A 16,893-nucleotide genomic window follows, 5' to 3' on the forward strand; every position below is an offset into this window, starting at 1 on the left:
TCCTGTCCTGTCTGGATCATTTGATTTTCTTGCCCACCTCGGCCAGCAGCGCCTGGATCTCTTCGTGCCGGCCCTTGTCGGCCACTTCCCGCCCGGGGCGCGGAGCAGCTTGCAATGCCTTGAGCAAAGCGACCCGGGCCTCGCCGTAGCGGCCCTGGCGATACAGGTGGTCACCCCAGAAGTACAGACTATCCAGGCCGTCGGGGTTTTGCTGCAAGGCTTGCTTGAGCAGCTCCTCGGCCTTGTCGGCGTCGCCGAACCCGATGGGCCAGCCAGGAACGCGATCATACAGCGCACCCAGGCTGGTGTAGGCAGAACCCTGCAGGGCCTTGGGGTCCAGATTCAGCGCCCGTTCCAGGTCGGCCTTGGCTGCCTTGACCTTGCTCAAGGCCCCCAGCCCGCCCTGGGCTCCGGCCCAACTGCTGGTGACGATGCCCGACCAGATCCAGGCTTCGGCGACCGCCGGGCGCTCCTGGGTAAAGGCCCGGGTTTGTGTGGCCAGCTGTTCAAAGGCGGCGGCTCGTTGCTCGGCCGGCACCTGGTACTGAATGTGCGCCCAGCCTTGCTGGATGACGCCGAGACGTTGCTGGTCCGCCGTATCCAGGGCCCAGGTGGGCAGGCTCAAACAGCCCAGCAACAGTGCGCTGATCAGGTTCTTCATGGTTTTTCGTGCTCCCGTTCGGATCGGATACTCAGCCGCCGGATCAGCGGCAGGTGTTTACGCAGGCCGCGGTCCACCAGGTTGGGCAGCAGACTGTTGAGGCGGACAAAAAAACGTTCCGGCCAGCCCAGGTACAACTCGCGGTGGTCGCCGGCGATGGCGTGGACCACCGCGCTGGCCACGGTCTGCGGATCGTCGACGTTGCTTTTCAAGGCATCGTTCAAGGCCTGGGCGGCGGGGCTGTTCATGCTGGTGCGGGTGGCTCGCGGCGCCACATAGAGCACGTTGACCCGGGTGTCCGCCAGTTCCCGGCGCAGGGCCTCGGAGAAACCGCGCAAGGCGAACTTGCTGGCGCAGTAGGCGGCATAACCGGGGTAGCCGATGGAGCCGTAGGTGGAGCCGACGTTCACCACCATGGCGCTGGAAGCCTGTTGCAACAGCGGTAGCAGCAGGCGAGTCAGGCACATCGGTGCGCCGATGTTGACCGCCAGCATGGCGTTGATCTCGGCGTCTTCGAGCTGTTCGAGCATGGCGAAGTGATTGATTCCGGCGGCGTTGATCAGCAGGTTGACGCTACCGATGGCCTCGGCGGCCAGCAGCACCTTGCGCCGGTCGCTGAGAAAGGTCAGGTCCGCCGAGACCCAGCACAGTTGGTTCGGGTAACGCGTCAGCAGCGGCTCCAGGGGTTCTTTGTGCCGGGCCACGGCCAGTACCTGGGCGCCACTGGCGCACAGGGCCTCGGCGATGGCCAGGCCGATGCCGCCACTGGCCCCGGTGAGCACGGCGCGGGTTTCAGGCAGGCGCATGGGCGCGCTCCCCGACACGTGGCAGACCGCGGAACATCTCGCTGTACAGGTGGTAGACCACCTTCGAGGCATGGATCACTGCGGCCTGGTCGGCAGGGTCGTCGAGACGGTCCATCAGGCGCTTGTAAGTCTGCATATGCTCGATGTCCAGGGAACCGTGGGAGGCCAGGTAACTGAAGGCGCTCTGGGGCAGTTGCAGACTGTCCTGGATGCTGCCGGCGGCCAGGGTGGCCAGGGCGATGCTGGTGCCTTCGAGCACGTTGACCATGCCGAACAGTCCCACCGGATTGTCCCGGGCGATCAGGTCATAGAGAAAGCTCACCATCAACTCGATGGCCAGGGCCGGGCGGCCATCGCGAACCGCCAGACGGTCGCCGCCGCAGGCGACGATGTCGTTGAGCACCCACTGTTCATGGCCGTACTCCTCCTCGATGTACTCGCACACCGCGCCGCGCAGCCATTCCAGACGTTCCGGCAGGCGTGCGCCGCACGCCATCATCAGCGGCACGGTGTGGCGCACGTGGTAGTAGGCCTGGGTCAGGAATGCCCGGTAGCCCTCAAGGCTGACCTGGCCGGCCAGGGCTTCACGAATGATCGGCAGGCTGAACAGCTGTTCCCGTTCCCGGGAGGTGGCGGCTTGCAGTTGGTCGAAAAAACTCATGACGATGATTCCTCGGAATGAACAGTAGGGCAGAGCAGGTCGCGGTAGCGTTCAACGATGGCCTCGCGGCGAGGCCGGCCGTTGGCGGTGAGCAGGCCGTTGGCTGGGGTGAAGGGTTGCTGCAGGCGGGTCCAGTGGTGGACCTGGGCGTAGTCCGGCAAAGCCTCGTTGGCCTGGGCCACGGCGGCGGCCAGTTGGCTGTCGCTGCAGTCCGGCCGATGGGGCCAGAGCAGGGCATGGTTGCGAGGCAGGGCCTCGCCGTAGACGAAGGCCTGGGCAATATGGCTGCGCTGGGTCAGTTCGGCTTCGACCCATTCAGGGTTGACGTTGCGCCCGTAGCTGGTGACGAACTGGTGCTTCTTGCGGCCCTTGAGATAGAGGTAGCCATCGCTGTCGAACTCACCGATATCGCCGCTGTGCCACCCGCGCTCGACCCGCTCGGGTTCACCCAGGTAGCCCAGCAGCAGTGAGCCCTCGATCAGCACCTCGCCGTCGGCTGCCAGGTGCACTCGGACATGGGGCAAGGGCTGGCCGACGCTGCCCGTGCGGTGTGCGCCGGGACGGTTGAGGCACACCACCGAGGCGCACTCCGACAGGCCATAGCCCTCGTACACCGGCAGGCCCAGGCGCTGGGCGCGTTGCAGCAGCTCCAGCGAGACCTTGGCCCCGCCCACGGCGGCAAAGCGCAGGCTGGCGGGATTGAACAGGCGCTGTTCGGCGGCCCCCACCAACAACAGCAACAACTGCGGCACCAGGATCAGGCTTTCGGGCTGGCGCTGGACCAGACAGCCGAGCAAGGTGGGCGCGTCGACCCCGCTGGCGCCCTGGATGCCCAGGGTTTTCTGGCTCGGCAGGCTGAGGGTGGCACCGGCATAGAGCGCGGCGTAGCAGCCCAGGTTTTCCAGGAGAATCCCCAGGGGCAGCAGCGCCAGGTGATGGCGCGGGTTGCTGGAGTGACTGGCCTGTTCCAGCTCCCGGGCCACCCGCAGCAGGCTGTCGGCGCCCAGGCACACGCCTTTGGGGGTGCCGGTGGTGCCGGAGGTGAAGGTCAGTTTCGCGGTGCCTGGCGGCAGGATTGAGGGTCCATCGAAGCGTCGGCGCCAGAATTCGCCCTGGCGCTCATACCCGGCGGCTTGCAGTGGCGCCTCTTGGCCGTCTTCGGCCAGCAGCAGCTCGGCGCGGCTCTGTTCCAGGCAGTGCTGGCGCTGGGCAGCGCTGAAGAAGGGCGGCAGGGTCAGGCAGGTCAGGCCCTCGAACAGGGCAGCCAGGTCCCAGAGCAGCAGTTCCGGGCCGTTGTCCAGGGCCAGGGCCAGCACGTTTACCTGTGCCTCGCGCAGCCGTTGCTGGCGGTCGATCACCTCGGCATACAGGGTGGCGTAGTCCAGGCGCAGGCGATCGCCCCAGAGCGCAATGTGGACGGCCTTTTCTTCGGCGTGCTTGCGTAGTGCTTCCTTGAAGCGCTGCACTTCAGGCGACATGGGTGTTCTCCTCGAATGACTCCGGCAGGCCCAGGCGGTTGAACATCCCCATGTTGCGCAAGTGGATGAAGCCTGCGCGGATGCTGCCCACGTGTACCGATGGCTGGCTTTGGTAGTAGCTGCCCCAGTGATGCCGCTCTTCACCCAGGCGCTCGGGGTCGGCCGCGCACAGGGTCAAGGGGCGCAGGCCCAGGCGATGAAAGCTGTTGACCAGGCCGATGTTGCCGGTGAACGCCACCCACTCCAGGCCACCCATGGCCAGCAGCCAGGTGATGGCGATGATGGACAGGCGTGCGCTGCCGGTGTCGCTGGCCGCCAGGTTGCCCACTTCCACCACGCCCTGACGCGCCGTCGGGCGCTGGGCGGCGAAGTCGATCAACTCCTCGATCGGTGCATCCAGATAACGTTCCAGAAACAGCGGGCCGCTGCTGGCCAGGCGCACCCCGGCGACGGCGCACAGCGCGCCCTGGGGATCACTCAAGCCGAACAGCTCCGGCATGAACTGACGGATGGTGGCGCCGTGGACCTGCTGGAATCGCTGGCTGACGTAGGTTTCGAAGACGGGGCGCTGAACCTCCCCGGGCAGGCTGCGGGCCAGGGTCAGGGCCGTGGCGCAGTCCCGGCCGAAGTTGAGGGGCAGATGGATGTTCCAGTCAAAACCAGGCATGGATGCAGAGCCTCCCGAGGCATGTTGGGGAGGAGTATCGGCAGGCTTTCTTAACGAAGTCTGAAGATGGCCAAAAGACATTTTTTGCGCTCTTCAGGTTGCCTTAAGGCTGGCAACACAAGGTGGCCCACCCGAGCGACAAAAGGCGTTGCGCGGGCCCCGCGACGACCTGAATGACTCGGGCGTCCCGAACCACCGTGAGGACTGTGTATGACTGCTCAATCCGTACCATCGCGTTATGCGCGACTGTCGATCCTGATGCACTGGCTGATGCTGGCGCTGTTCGTCGGCGTCTATGCCTGCATCGAACTCAAGGGCCTGATGCCCAAGGGCAGTACGGCCCGGGGGCTGTTTCTCGGGCTGCACAGCCTGTTCGGCATCAGCATCTTCGCCCTGGTGTGGATTCGCCTGGTGGCCCGCCTGCAACCGCGACCGCCGATCTTGCCGGCGCCCTCTGCCTGGCAGACCGGGCTGTCGCACCTGATGCACCTGGTCCTTTATGCACTGATGATTGCCACGCCGCTGCTGGCCTGGCTGATGCTCTCGGCGGCGGGCAAGCCGGTGCCTTACTTCGAGTTCTTCCTGCCGGCCGCGCCAGTGACGGTGGACCCTGATCAGGCGCGATTCTTCAAGCACTGGCACGAGCAACTGGGTAACGCCGGCTACTGGCTGATCGGCCTGCATGCCGTGGCCGGGCTGTTCCACCACTACTGGGTAGGCGACAACACCCTCAAGCGCATGCTGCCGGGTGCACGGCGCTGAAATACGACGTGGCCGGCAGGCGCCGGCTGGCCAGCGAACCGCCGCGCCGCGGTCTGCCGATTCTCCACGGCGTCCTCAGGATCGCTTTCGCCGCAAGCCGGCTCCTGCGGGGGGACGGTCTGTGGGGGCTGTCGATGGCTTCAGGTCCTGGCCTTCCACAGGCCGAACTTGCCCGCCAGATCCAGCTTGGGATCACGCACCCGGGTCAGGTTGATCGCGGCGCCGGACCAGCCGCCCTCCATCTCTTCACTCAGGTGGTATTTCAACAGGTTGTACTGGATCGCCGTCCCCCCCAGTTGCTGGTAGCCGATGCGTGAGGTCACTGCCTCCAGCAAGCTGGAAATCAGGTACTGCAGCGGCGTTTCGTAGGCCTTGATGGCGATGCCGTAGTCGAAGCTCTCAGCGTTGCTTTCGCGAAAGCAGGCGAAGAATTCCTGCTTGCTCATGCTGCTGGACATGGCCGTGTTGTAGCTCTGGCGACAGGCTTCGAGGTCGGCAGCGCCGGGCCGGGGCAGGGCCAGGTGGTTGTTGAGGTTCTTCAGGGTCACACAGCCCTGGGTGGCGATGACCTCGGGCATCAGGGTCACGTCCAGTTCACCGGCACGGTCGGGGAGGTTGTGCCAGGTGTTCAGGCTGTTGCGCAGTTGCTCCAGGCTGGCGCCGGGATAGCCTCGATAGCCGTACACATACGCTGGCGGCAGCACCAGGCCCATGACCGAATTCATCTGCGAGACCGTGAGGTTCTGATAGTCGCGGTCATAGATGCGCGCGCTGTACTCGTCGAGGGAATGGCGCAGCACCGAGGGCTTGAGGTTGCGCACCGACTTGCCGTTCTCCAGGGCCTCGAACAGGCTCTTTTCGTTGAGCTGGGACTTGACCTCCACGGTGGCGATCACCCCTTCGATCAGGTACACGTCGGCCGAGCCGAAGGTGCGCAGCGTGGGGAAATCGTTGCGGTAGATGATCAGGTCGATCTGCTTGGAGATGCCGCCTTGGGCGTCGATGATCTGTCCGGCACCGATGCTGATGTTGCTCGGTAGAAAACGCTTGAGGACGTCACGGATGAAACTCTCCCGGGCGTCGCCAAGGACCCCGGAGTGGCTGGCGATGGTGCTGCTGACGCTGAAACTGCTTTCCAGGACCCGGGCGATGGATTTCGCCCATTTGCTGATGATTGCCACGCGGTCTTCCTTGAATGTCAGGGGATGAGCAAGTCGAAATGGCTGGTGGCCAGGGGTTCGCCGTTGACCAGCAACTGCACGCCATGGCGTCCGGGATAGTGACGGCGGGTGGTCAGTTCGCGGATCTGCTGGCTGCGGCCCAGGTCCACCCGGGCCAGGCCTTGCAGGGTGAAGGTCTTGAGCTTGAACACCTTGCTCGCCGTGGCGCCTGAAGCCTTGACGTAGTCGATGGCGTAATCCACCACCAGGCGCTGGTGGCGGGGGCTGGTGGAGACCAGGGTCAGGGACAGGTTGAGGCTGTCCCCCAGGCGCAATTGCCCGGGAGCCACCTGGAAGCGGCTGACCTCGACTTCAGCCCGGGCCCCGGCCCCGATGATCGCCAGGGCCCGGCGGTCGCCCTGCTTGATCAGGCTGCGCAAGGCATGACGGGCGATCCAGGCACTGTGGGGTTGCTCCAGGGGCCAGCCTTCAAGGCGTTCCAGGACCCATTGCGGGTGCTCCTTGGTGATGTCGTTGAGGTGATTGGCCACGGATTTGCGCACGTACAGGCTGGGGTCGTTGCGCAGGCGTTCGAGGATCGGCGCCGCCAACTGCGGGTCGGCCTGCAGCTGTTCCAGGCGAAACGACCAGGGCAGGCGCGGACGGCTGCCCTCGCTGGCCAGGCGACGCACGTGTTCATCGCTGTCGGTGGCCCACTCCTGCAGCACGGCCAGCGTGCGCTGGCAGTCCTGGCGCAGAAAGTGGCGCACGGCGAACTCGGATGAACCAAACCCGGTGAAGTACTTCAGCGCCGCCATGGACAGTTCGAAGTCATGCAGGCCGTAGCTGGCCACGTAATGGGGCAGGAAGATGCACACAAAGCGGCTGTTCAGGCGCGGCGCCAGTTGGCGCAACAGCTCGAGGCTGGTGGCGTAGTCCAGGTCCAGCACCTGATGCAGGCTGTCGCTGACCCGGGCCAGGCGCTGCATCAGCGACAGTTGGGGCAGATCCTGGCTGGCCAGCCGCAAGAATGCCTGGCGCTGGAAGTCTGGATACACCGCGTGCATCTGCTCGGCGATGTGTTCCAGGCGTTCCTGGTTGAAGATCTCCTTGAGGGCGGGAGCGTTCTGCTGGCTTGAGCTCATGGGGTGTATCCGTTCAGTGGCGAGGCGGCGTCCACTTTACACAACCGCTCCTGACAGAATCTGTCGGTAGTCGCTGGCCACCACCACAACCTGCCGTCCCCAGTCGCTGGTTGGCCAGCCAAGCAGTCCCTGGGGTCGAGGCAAGGTTCAGTGGCCTGTTTGCCAGCAAGCCGGCTCCCACGCGGTGTTGTCTGAAGCGCCGTCAGCGCATCGGCGGCAGCGGGCTCTCGATCTGCTCGTCCTGCTCGTCGGCGGCGAACAGTCGGGCCAGTTCGGCTCGGGCTTCCTGGGCGCTCTGCAGCACTTTGGCAGCGTCGTCGTAGACCGCGTGCTGGGCCGCCAGCAGTTGTTCGTCGTGCTGGGTGAAGCGCTGGATTCGCGAGTCGGCCTGGGCCTGGCTGAGCCCCAGGCCCACCAGGGTGCGGCGGCTCATTTCCAGGCTGGAGTAGTAGGTTTCCCGCACGGCCTGGGCCTCCAGGTCCATCAGCCGGTGCACGTGCTGGCGGTTGCGCGCCCGGGCGATGATCTTCAGGTGCGGGTAGAGCTTGCGCACTTGTTCGGCGGTCTTGATGTTGGTTTCCGGGTCATCGGTGGCGATGACGAAGTACTCCGCTGTACCGACCTTGGCCGCGCTGAGGATTTCCGGGCGCATGGGGTCGCCGTAGAACACCGGCATGCCGCCAAAACTGCGGATCAGTTCGATGGTGTCCACCGAGGTGTCCAGGGCGACGAAGGGGATTTTCTGCGCCCGCAGGATACGCGCCACGATCTGCCCCATGCGGCCCATGCCGGCGATCACCACCCGCGGGCTGTCGGCATCGATCTGGCGGTATTCGGCGGGCATTTCCAGGGGCTTGGCCTTGGGCTTGAGCCAGCGCGAGCAGGCCAGCAACAGCAGCGGGGTCAGGGCCATGGACAGGGTAATGGTGAGCACCAGCAGGTCATGCAGGCGGGCCTCGAACAGGCCCTGGTCGCGACCGATCTTGAACACCACGAAGGCGAATTCACCGCCGGCCGCCAGCACCACGCCCAGGCGCACCGCGCTCTCGCGATTGAGCTCGCCGGCCAGCCGCCCGACCACAAACAGCAGCGGCAGCTTGAGGCCGATCAGCAGCAGGGTCAGGCCCAGCACCGCGATGGGCGCGCTGAGCAGCAGGCTGATATTGGCGCCCATGCCGACGCTGATGAAGAACAGCCCCAGCAGCAGGCCCTTGAAGGGTTCGATCTGCGCTTCCAGCTCATGGCGGTATTCCGAGTCCGCCAGCAGCAGGCCGGCGAGGAAGGCGCCCAGGGCCATGGACACGCCCACCAGATCCATCAGCCAGGCGGTGCCGATCACCACCAGCAGGGCGGTGGCGGTGGACACTTCCGGCAAGCGGGTGCGAGCCACGATGCGAAACACCGGGCGCAGCAGGTAACGCCCGCCCACCACCACCACGGCGATGCTGCCCAGCACTTGCAGGCCGTGACGCAGATCCTCGGCGCTGCTGGTGTGGTGATCGTTGCCGGCCAGCACCGGGACCATGGCGATCAGCGGAATGGCGGCGATGTCCTGGAACAGCAGGATGGCGAAGGCCATGCGCCCGTGGGGGCTGTTCAGCTCCTTGCGTTCGGCCAGGCTTTGCAGGCCCAGGGCGGTGGATGACAGGGCCAGGCCCAGGCCCAGCACGATGGCGCTGTTCAGCGATTGGCCGAACAGAAACAGCGCCACCACGCCGATCACTGTGCCGGTCAACAACACTTGGGCCAAGCCAGCGCCGAACACCGCCTTGCGCATCACCCACAAGCGCTTGGGCGACAGCTCCAGGCCGATGATGAACAGCAACAGCACCACCCCCAGCTCGGAGATGTGACTGACGCTTTGCGGATTGCCCACCAGCCCCAGCACCGAGGGGCCGATCAGCACCCCGGCCAGCAGGTAGCCGAGCACGGCCCCCAGTTGCAGGCGCTTGGCCAGGGGCACGATCAGCACGGCGGCGCAGAGGAACACGACGGCGGCTTGTAGCAGGTTGCCTTCATGGGGCATCGGGGGGACTCCAGGGAGAACGGGGCGCAGTGGATGATAAAGGCTCGCCGGTGACAATCAGCGGATGGCTGTTGCCAGTCTGCGCCCGGATAAAAACGGCGTGGATGTTCTGAGACTGGCGGTGCGCCCTGCAAGGCACGTCGGAGTAGGAGGGAGGCTGGAGAGGGGGGAGTTGGAGGGGCGCGCCGGTCAGTGCGGCCACTGCTCCAGCAGGATCGCCACGAATTTTTCCGCCGCCGGCGACAGCGATGCGCCGCGTCGATACACCAGGCCCAGGGTGCGATTGACCACGGGGTCGGTCAGCGGAACGCTGACCAGGGTCGGGTGATCGGCGGCCGGCATGGCCAGGCTTGGCATCGCCGACACCCCGAGGCCGGCCTCCACCATGCCCAGCGACGTGGACAGGTGCTGCACCTCGTAGAACCACTGGGGCCGCCAGCTCAAGCCGGACAGGGCATGGTCCAGCAGCATGCGGTTGCCGCTCAGGCGACCGACGCCGATCAAGCGGTAGTCGCTCAGTTCCGACCAGGTCACCGAGCTGCGCTTGGCCAGTTCGTGGTCACGCCGGCAGGCCAGGACAAAGGGCTCGTTGACCAGTGGCACGAACTCGATGTCCGGGTGCTGGCCGCTCATCATGTTGATGCCGAAGTCCGCTTCGCCGCGCAGCACCGCTTCAAGGCCTTCGTTGGCACTGAGATCGAGCAGACGGATGCGGATTTTCGGGTAGCGATGGTTGTACAGGCGGATCACCGACGGCAGGAAGTAGAAGGCCGCCGTGGGGATGCAGGCCAGGGTCACCTGACCGATCTGCCGTTCTGCCAGCTCACGGATGTTGAGGATCGAGTCGTCGAAGTCGTCCAGCAGGCGTCGGGCCTTGGGTAGAAAATCGCGACCGACGCTGGTCAGGCTGACCTTGCGCGTGGTGCGGTCGAGGAGGGCGGTGCCCAGCCCCTCTTCGAGCTTCTTCATGCGTCGGCTCAGGGCCGGCTGGGACAGGTGCAAGGCGTCGGCCGCTTCGTGAAAACTCCCCAGTTCGGCGATTTTCACGAAAGATCTGATGTCCTGAAGCTCATATTCCATGCGGGTTTCTCAAGGCAGGAGTCGGGTGGAACGCTGCCGGACACGATATTTAATTCATGCATGAAACGCAATAATGTCTCTGATTTTTGCATTGGAAACACTTTTTAATCCCTGACACTCTTGTGCCCAGAACATCAATTACCTCGATTGATCAACAAGAGTCAGTGTTCATGCAACGAATTCCTTGTGTGTTGATGCGCGGCGGCACCTCCAAAGGGCCGTTTTTTCTGGCCTGGGATCTGCCGGTGGCCGTGTCCGAGCGTGATGAGCTGTTGCTCAACCTGATGGGCTCCGGCCACGAGCTGGAAATCGACGGCATCGGCGGTGGCAGCCCGCAAACCAGCAAGGTGGCGATCGTCAGTCCGTCGCTGCACCCGGACGCCGATGTCGACTACCTGTTCGTCCAGGTCATGGTGTCCCAGCGGCGGGTCGATACCGCACCCAACTGCGGCAACATGCTCTGCGCCGTGGGGCCCTTCGCCATCGAACAGGGGCTGGTCAAGGCCACGGGGGCACAGACCCAGGTGCGGATTCGCAACCTCAACACCGGCACCCTGGTCAATGCCCAGGTCCAGACTCCCGATGGCAAGGTCAGCTACGAAGGCGATACCACCATTGACGGCGTGCCGGGCAGCGCGGCGCCGGTGGCCCTGACCTTTCTCGATGCCGCCGGGAGCAAGACCGGCCAGTTGTTCCCCACGGGCCAGCCCCAGGATTTGATCGACGGCATTGCCGTGACCTGCATCGACATGGCCATGCCCATGGTGCTGGTGCAGGCGGCCTGCCTGGGCAAGCGCGGCGATGAAAGCCCGGCCGAGCTGGACGCCGACGCGGACTTTCTCCAGCGTTTGGAAAGCCTGCGGGTGAAGGCCGGCCTGGCCATGGGCCTGGGGGATGTCAGCGACAAAGTGATTCCCAAGCCGGTCCTGGTGTCCCGGGCCCAGTCCGGGGGCACCCTGGCGGTGCGCTATTTCATGCCCCACAACTGCCATCGAGCCCTGGCCATTACCGGCTCCATCGGCCTGGCTACCGCCTGTGTCACCGCCGGCAGTGTGGTGGCCGAGATGTTGGGCGGGATCAGCGAGCCGCGCCTGCAAAAGGTCCGTATCGAACACCCCAGCGGGGCAATAGATGTCGTATTGTCCTACAGCGGCACCCGCCCCGAGACCATCCGCGCCTCGGTGGTCCGCACCGCTCGCCGGTTATTTTCCGGGTATGTCTACGCGCCTGTTTCACAACGCCTTGCCGGGTAGTTGACGCGCTGTCGATCCCGGTTGCATCAGAACAATTCTAAAAATGGGTGATGCCATGAAAGTTGTTAAATCGCTCTACTTCCAGATCCTCTGTGCGGTGTTCCTCGGGGTTCTGGTGGGGCACTTCTGGGCCCAGCAAGCCATTGCCCTGAAGCCTCTGGGAGATGCCTTCATCAAGCTGATCAAGATGATGATCGCCCCGGTGGTGTTCTGCACCATCGTCACCGGCATCGCTGGCATGAGCGACAAGCGTTCCCTGGGCCGCCTGCTGAGCAAGACCATGCTGCTGTTCCTGGGCCTGACCCTGATCAGCCTGTGCATCGGCCTGGCGGCGGTCTATCTGTTCCAGCCCGGCGCGGGGATGAACATCGACCCCACCCGGTTGAACACCCAGGGCCTGTCCCAGTACACCGATTCGGCAGCCAAGCTGGGGGTGGTGGAGTTCTTCATGCACATCATCCCCGAGACCTTCATTGGCGCCTTCAACAAGGGCGAGGTGCTGCCGGTGCTGTTTATCGCGGTGCTGTGCGGGTTTGCCCTGTCGTCCCTGGGCGAGCGCGGCAAGCCGGTGCTGGAGGTGCTGGAGTCGGCCTCGCAGATGGTGTTCAAGATTTTTTCCTACCTGATGCGTTTCGCGCCGGTCGGCGCCTTTGGCGCCCTGGCCTTTACCGTGGGCCAGTACGGCATCACCTCCCTGGGCGCCCTGGCCAAGCTGATCATGACCCTCTACGTCGCCTGCGGTTTCTTTGTCTGCGTGGTCCTGGGCGGCATTTGTCGGGCAAACGGCTTCAGCCTGTGGAAGCTGTTGCGCTACCTGCGCGAGGAGTTCCTGGTGGTGCTCGGTACCTCGTCCACGGAGCCGGTGATGCCGCGCATGCTGGAAAAACTCCAGGCCCTGGGCTGCAAGAAAAGCGTGGTGGGGCTGGTGCTGCCTACCGGCTATTCGTTCAATCTCGACGGTACGGCGATCTACCTGTCCCTGGCGGCGATCTTCATTGCCCAGGCGTGCAACATCGAGCTGAGCGCCGGCCAGATCGTCACCATGCTGGCGATCATGCTGCTGTCGTCCAAGGGCGCCGCCGGGGTGACCGGCAGCGGTTTCGTGGCGCTGGCCTCGACCCTGACGGTGATTCATGACATTCCCCTGGCCGGCCTGGCGTTGTTGATCGGCATCGATCGCTTCATGTCCGAGGCCCGGGCCTTGACCAGCCTGGCGAGCAACGCCGTGGCGACGGTGGTGATCGCCCTCTCGGAGCAGGCCTGCGACCGCCAGGTGCTGTTGCGCACGCTCGATGGCCAGCCGCTTGCGGCTCAGGCCGCTGCCGCCGATGACAGCCCCGCGGCCGCTCTGGCGAGCAAGCTCGGCTAGACCCGCCAGGCACTACCGCTTTACCCCAAGTACCGACTCAACACCTGCGCCGGGCGCCCTTGAACGGGGTGTCCGGTGCTCGGGTGGCCGTGCGCCCGCGCGCCGGTCATGCTCATCATAAAAACAAGAGAATCGACTTATGCTCGCTTTACTCGGCCTCGCCATGGTGGTGGTCTTTACCGTCCTGATCATGACCAAGCGCCTGTCGCCCATCGTCGCCTTGACGCTGGTGCCTATCGTTTTTGCGCTGCTCGGCGGGTTTGCCGGCAGCACCGGCAAGATGATGCTCGACGGCCTGAAAATGGTCGCGCCGTCGGCGGCGCTGTTGTTGTTCGCCATTCTGTTCTTCGGCTTGATGATCGATTCGGGGCTGTTCGATCCGCTGATCCGCAAGATTCTCAAGCGGGTCAATGGCGACCCGATCAAGATCGCCATCGGCACCGCGTTGCTGTCGCTGGTGGTCGCCCTGGACGGCGACGGCACCACCACCTACATGATTACCTGCGCGGCCATGCTGCCGTTGTACAAGCGCATCGGCATGAACCCGATGATCCTCGCCACCATTGCCATGTTGTCCCTGAGCATCATGAGCGGCATGACCCCGTGGGGCGGGCCGGCAACCCGAGCCATCGCCGCTCTTGGTCTGGATGCCGGCGAGTACTTCGTGCCGCTGTTGCCGACCATGATCGGCGGCGCCGCCTGGGTGGTGTTTACCGCCTACCTGCTGGGCCGGGCCGAGCGCAAGCGTATCGGCAATACCCAGCTGCAAAGCGGTGGCGGTGACTGCTACATCCAGGCGATTCTGGAAGACACGCCGCACAAGCGGCCCAGGCTGGCCTACGTCAACCTGCTGCTGGTGGTGGCGGTGATGACCGCGCTGGTGTTGGGCCTGATGCACTCGGCGGTGCTGTTCCTGATCGGTTTTGTCCTGGCGCTGATGATCAACTACCCGCAGTTGGATATTCAGAAGGAGCGCATTCTTGCCCATTCAGGCAACGCCATGACCGTGGTGCTGCTGGTCTTCGCCGCGGGGATCTTCGCCGGGATCTTCTCCGGCACCAAGATGGTCGATGCCCTGGCACAGACCCTGGTGGACTGGATTCCGCCCTCCTGGGGTCACCTGTTCCCGCTGGTGGTGGCGCTCACCAGCATGCCGTTGACCTTCGTCCTGTCCAACGACGCCTACTACTTCGGCGTGGTGCCGATCCTGGCCAACGCGGCGGCGGCTTATGGCATTTCTCCCCTGGAAATCGCCCGCGCCTCGATCCTCGGCCAGCCGGTGCACCTGATGAGTCCGCTGGTGGCCTCGACCCTGCTGCTGGTGGGCATGGTGGACCGTGACATTGGCGACTTCCAGAAAGCCACGGTGAAGTGGGCCGTGCTGACCTCCCTGGTCATTACCGCCCTGGCCTTGCTGACCGGTGCCCTGACCCTGTTCGTCTGATTGCTTCGAAACCCTCTTTTGTGGCCTGGCGCGCCTGCTGGCGGGGCGCTTGGCGAACTGCGCCTTGAATAACAACAACGAGAAGTACGACATGAGCCATTTGCTGATTCGCGCAACGGTATTTTCCTGCTTGAGCCTGCCACCCGTGGCCGGGCTTCAGGCCGCTGATTTCAACGATGACAGCAGCCTCAAGCTGCAATTGCGCAACGTTTATTTCAACGAAAACTTCCGCGACGAACACGGCCTCAGCGCCAAGGCTGCGCGCACTGCCAAGAGCGAGCGCACGGAATGGGCTCAAGGCTTCCTGCTTGACTATCAGTCCGGGTTCACCCCCGGCACCCTGGGGTTCGGGGTCGATGCCCTGGGGCTGCTGGGTGTCCGGCTCGATTCCGGCAAGGGCCGCAGTGGCACCGGGCTGCTGCCGGTGCACGACGACGGTCGCGCCGCGGGCGAATTTGCCAGTGCCGGCGCCACGGCCAAGGTGCGGCTGGCCAAGACCACCCTCAAGTACGGCACTTTGCTGCCCAAGACCCCGGTGCTGGTCTACAACGATGCCCGTCTGTTGCCGCAGACCTATCAGGGCACCCAGCTCACCAGCACGGATATCGACGGCCTGAGCTTGACCGGCGGTTATCTGCAGCGCTTCAAACTGCGGGACTCCACCGACAGCGTGGGGCTGGTGCCCGACGGTTACAGCGGCGGCCAGTCCGGGGACTTCCGTTATGGCGGAGCCGAGTACAAGTGGAGCAAGAACCTGCGCCTGAGCTATTTCCATGGCGAGCTTGAGAACTTCTATCGGCAGGACTTTGTCGGCCTGCAACATGACCTGGCGCTGGGGCAGGGGACCTTGACCAGCGATCTGCGCTACTTCCGCAGTGCCGATTCAGGCGCGGCCTTTGACGGCAAGATCGCCAACCGCATGCTCAGCGGCCAATTGACCTACGCCATCGCCGGGCATTCCCTTGGCGGTGGTTATCAGCACCTCAGTGGCGATGCGGGTTTGCCGTATATCAGCGGCGCCACGGTCTACTCCTTCAGTAACGCCGGTATCGGCAAGTTCATCGAAGAGGGCGAGAAGACCTGGATGCTCAGCTATGGCTACAACTTCGCCAGCCTGGGTGTCCCCGGCCTGACGTTCAGCTCACGCTACCTGAGCGGCAATGACGGCAAGTCCGGGACTCGGGTCGATGAGTGGGAGCGAGACGCCGAACTGGCGTATGTACTCCAGCAAGGCTCGCTCAAGGGGCTGGGGGTGAAGCTGCGCAATTATGTGTATCGCTCCGACTACTCCCGGGGACGCGACAGCAACCGCCTCTACATCACTTACGACATTGCCCTTTGGTAGCGCATTTACAGCGGCTTGAAGCGCCCATCCCACTGCGGGTCCAGGCGCTGGATGCGTGCGGCCAGCGGCGGGTGGGTGGCGAACAGGCGTTCCAGGCGCAGTTTCACCCCCTGGTGGAAATACAGGTGGCTGTACTGCGCGGCGGCAAAGGCGCGCAGGCGTGAACCGGCGCTGCTGCCGCCGATCTTTTTCAGGGCGCCGGCAATGCCCTGGGGGTTGCGGGTGAACTGCACTGCCGAGGCATCGGCAAGAAACTCGCGCTGGCGGCAGATGGCGGCCTTGATCATATTGCCCAGCAAGCTGCCCAGGGAGCCGAAGACCAGCAGGGCCAGGCCCAGCACGGCGAAAATGATCTGCCAGAAGAAGCGGTGGCGGTCGCTGCCCAGGTGCTGCTTTTCAGCCTGGCGCAGCACCGCGATGCCCGCCAGGCTGAACACCAGCAGGCCGTGGATCACTGCCAGTAGGCGGGTATTGAGGCGCATGTCGCCGTTGTAAATGTGGCTGAACTCATGGGCGACCATGCCCTGCAATTCGTCGCGGTCCAGATGGATGAGGGCACCGCGAGTGATTCCGAGTACCGCCTGCTGCGGGGTCAGTCCGGCGGCGAAGGCATTGATCGCGTCTTCCGGCAGTACATACACGGCCGGCAGGGTGGCGCCCGAGGCCAGGGCCATTTCCTCGACGATGTTCAGCAGGCGCTGTTCTTCGCTGCCCCGTGGCGAGTCGTTGATCAGGCGTCCGCCCAGGTGCTCGGCGATCACCTTGCCGCCGGCCCGCAGGCGCCAGGTCTTGTACCAACTGCCCAGCACCACCACCACGAGCATGAGCACTGCTATGACCGCGACCACGGTCCAGTTCAGTACCTTGGGCTGGCCGTACTGCTGATTCAGCTCGCGCCACAACAGGCCCAGCCCCAGGCTGCTGAGGCTGACCAGGGTGGTCACCGCCAGGGTCATCAACAGCAGCAGTTTGAGGGTGTGGCGCCGGGCACGGGCCTGGTGTTGAAAGAACTTCATGCAAGCTTCCGGGGGCAGGC

Annotated in this window: 15 protein-coding genes; 5 read left to right on the plus strand and 10 right to left on the minus strand. The window is 64.6% G+C overall.

Annotation, left to right across the window (positions count from 1 at the left end; translation table 11 throughout):
• Positions 1–16 precede the first annotated feature (16 nt).
• From KHO49_RS27055 to KHO49_RS27075, 5 genes are read right to left on the minus strand one after another with little or no spacing between them, the layout of a single operon-like run.
• Positions 17–661, minus strand: coding sequence for a tetratricopeptide repeat protein (locus KHO49_RS27055; RefSeq protein ID WP_213666162.1), 645 nt, complete (start codon positions 659–661; stop codon positions 17–19).
• Positions 658–1,467, minus strand: a complete 810-nt coding sequence (locus tag KHO49_RS27060; protein ID WP_213666163.1) for an SDR family oxidoreductase — start codon at positions 1,465–1,467, stop codon at positions 658–660. Before KHO49_RS27060 ends, KHO49_RS27055 begins: the two co-directional genes overlap by 4 nt.
• Positions 1,454–2,128 carry an iron-containing redox enzyme family protein gene (locus KHO49_RS27065; RefSeq protein ID WP_213666164.1) on the minus strand — a complete coding sequence of 225 codons (675 nt, stop codon included), beginning with the start codon at positions 2,126–2,128 and terminating at the stop codon, positions 1,454–1,456. Before KHO49_RS27065 ends, KHO49_RS27060 begins: the two co-directional genes overlap by 14 nt.
• Positions 2,125–3,606 (minus strand): AMP-binding protein, encoded by a 1,482-nt coding sequence (locus KHO49_RS27070; protein ID WP_213666165.1) that lies wholly within the window; start codon positions 3,604–3,606, stop codon positions 2,125–2,127. Before KHO49_RS27070 ends, KHO49_RS27065 begins: the two co-directional genes overlap by 4 nt.
• Entirely contained in the window at positions 3,596–4,273 is a 678-nt protein-coding gene (locus KHO49_RS27075; RefSeq protein WP_102879825.1) for a thermostable hemolysin, read from the minus strand. Before KHO49_RS27075 ends, KHO49_RS27070 begins: the two co-directional genes overlap by 11 nt.
• Before the next feature lie 210 nt (positions 4,274–4,483).
• Between KHO49_RS27075 and KHO49_RS27080 the strand changes: the two genes are divergently transcribed.
• Entirely contained in the window at positions 4,484–5,035 is a 552-nt protein-coding gene (locus tag KHO49_RS27080) for a cytochrome b (RefSeq protein ID WP_110653459.1), read from the plus strand.
• A gap of 140 nt (positions 5,036–5,175) precedes the next feature.
• Here the strand turns inward: KHO49_RS27080 and KHO49_RS27085 are convergent, their stop codons facing one another.
• The 4 genes from KHO49_RS27085 to KHO49_RS27100 all read right to left on the minus strand — a co-directional run bounded on the left by KHO49_RS27085 (position 5,176) and on the right by KHO49_RS27100 (position 10,446).
• On the minus strand, positions 5,176–6,216 hold the full coding sequence (locus KHO49_RS27085) for a DUF6602 domain-containing protein (protein ID WP_102864375.1): 1,041 nt from the start codon (positions 6,214–6,216) through the stop codon (positions 5,176–5,178).
• Between the two features lie 17 nt (positions 6,217–6,233).
• A complete protein-coding gene (locus KHO49_RS27090; protein ID WP_213666166.1) occupies positions 6,234–7,340 on the minus strand; it encodes a DNA alkylation repair protein in 1,107 nt (368 codons plus the stop codon).
• 202 nt (positions 7,341–7,542) lie between these two features.
• The gene (locus KHO49_RS27095) at positions 7,543–9,366 is read right to left on the minus strand and encodes a monovalent cation:proton antiporter-2 (CPA2) family protein (protein WP_102864377.1); all 1,824 of its coding nucleotides are present in this window, start codon (positions 9,364–9,366) and stop codon (positions 7,543–7,545) included.
• Between the two features lie 189 nt (positions 9,367–9,555).
• The gene (locus KHO49_RS27100) at positions 9,556–10,446 is read right to left on the minus strand and encodes a LysR family transcriptional regulator (RefSeq protein WP_213666167.1); all 891 of its coding nucleotides are present in this window, start codon (positions 10,444–10,446) and stop codon (positions 9,556–9,558) included.
• A 170-nt stretch (positions 10,447–10,616) separates the two neighbouring features.
• Between KHO49_RS27100 and KHO49_RS27105 the strand changes: the two genes are divergently transcribed.
• The 4 genes from KHO49_RS27105 to KHO49_RS27120 all read left to right on the plus strand — a co-directional run bounded on the left by KHO49_RS27105 (position 10,617) and on the right by KHO49_RS27120 (position 15,857).
• Positions 10,617–11,699, plus strand: a complete 1,083-nt coding sequence (locus tag KHO49_RS27105) for a 4-oxalomesaconate tautomerase (protein ID WP_213666168.1) — start codon at positions 10,617–10,619, stop codon at positions 11,697–11,699.
• A gap of 43 nt (positions 11,700–11,742) precedes the next feature.
• Positions 11,743–13,068 carry a C4-dicarboxylate transporter DctA gene (dctA, locus tag KHO49_RS27110; RefSeq protein ID WP_110653456.1) on the plus strand — a complete coding sequence of 442 codons (1,326 nt, stop codon included), beginning with the start codon at positions 11,743–11,745 and terminating at the stop codon, positions 13,066–13,068.
• Positions 13,069–13,207: 139 nt separating this feature from the next.
• Positions 13,208–14,512, plus strand: coding sequence for a CitMHS family transporter (locus KHO49_RS27115; RefSeq protein ID WP_110595774.1), 1,305 nt, complete (start codon positions 13,208–13,210; stop codon positions 14,510–14,512).
• 91 nt (positions 14,513–14,603) lie between these two features.
• Entirely contained in the window at positions 14,604–15,857 is a 1,254-nt protein-coding gene (locus KHO49_RS27120; protein WP_213666502.1) for an OprD family porin, read from the plus strand.
• A 5-nt stretch (positions 15,858–15,862) separates the two neighbouring features.
• Here KHO49_RS27120 and KHO49_RS27125 read toward each other — a convergent pair whose 3' ends face one another.
• Entirely contained in the window at positions 15,863–16,873 is a 1,011-nt protein-coding gene (locus KHO49_RS27125; protein WP_102879816.1) for a M48 family metallopeptidase, read from the minus strand.
• Positions 16,874–16,893 lie beyond the last annotated feature (20 nt).

The sequence above is a fragment of the Pseudomonas sp. RC4D1 genome (assembly GCF_018390395.1).
GTDB classification, from domain to species: Bacteria; Pseudomonadota; Gammaproteobacteria; order Pseudomonadales; family Pseudomonadaceae; genus Aquipseudomonas; species Aquipseudomonas danubii.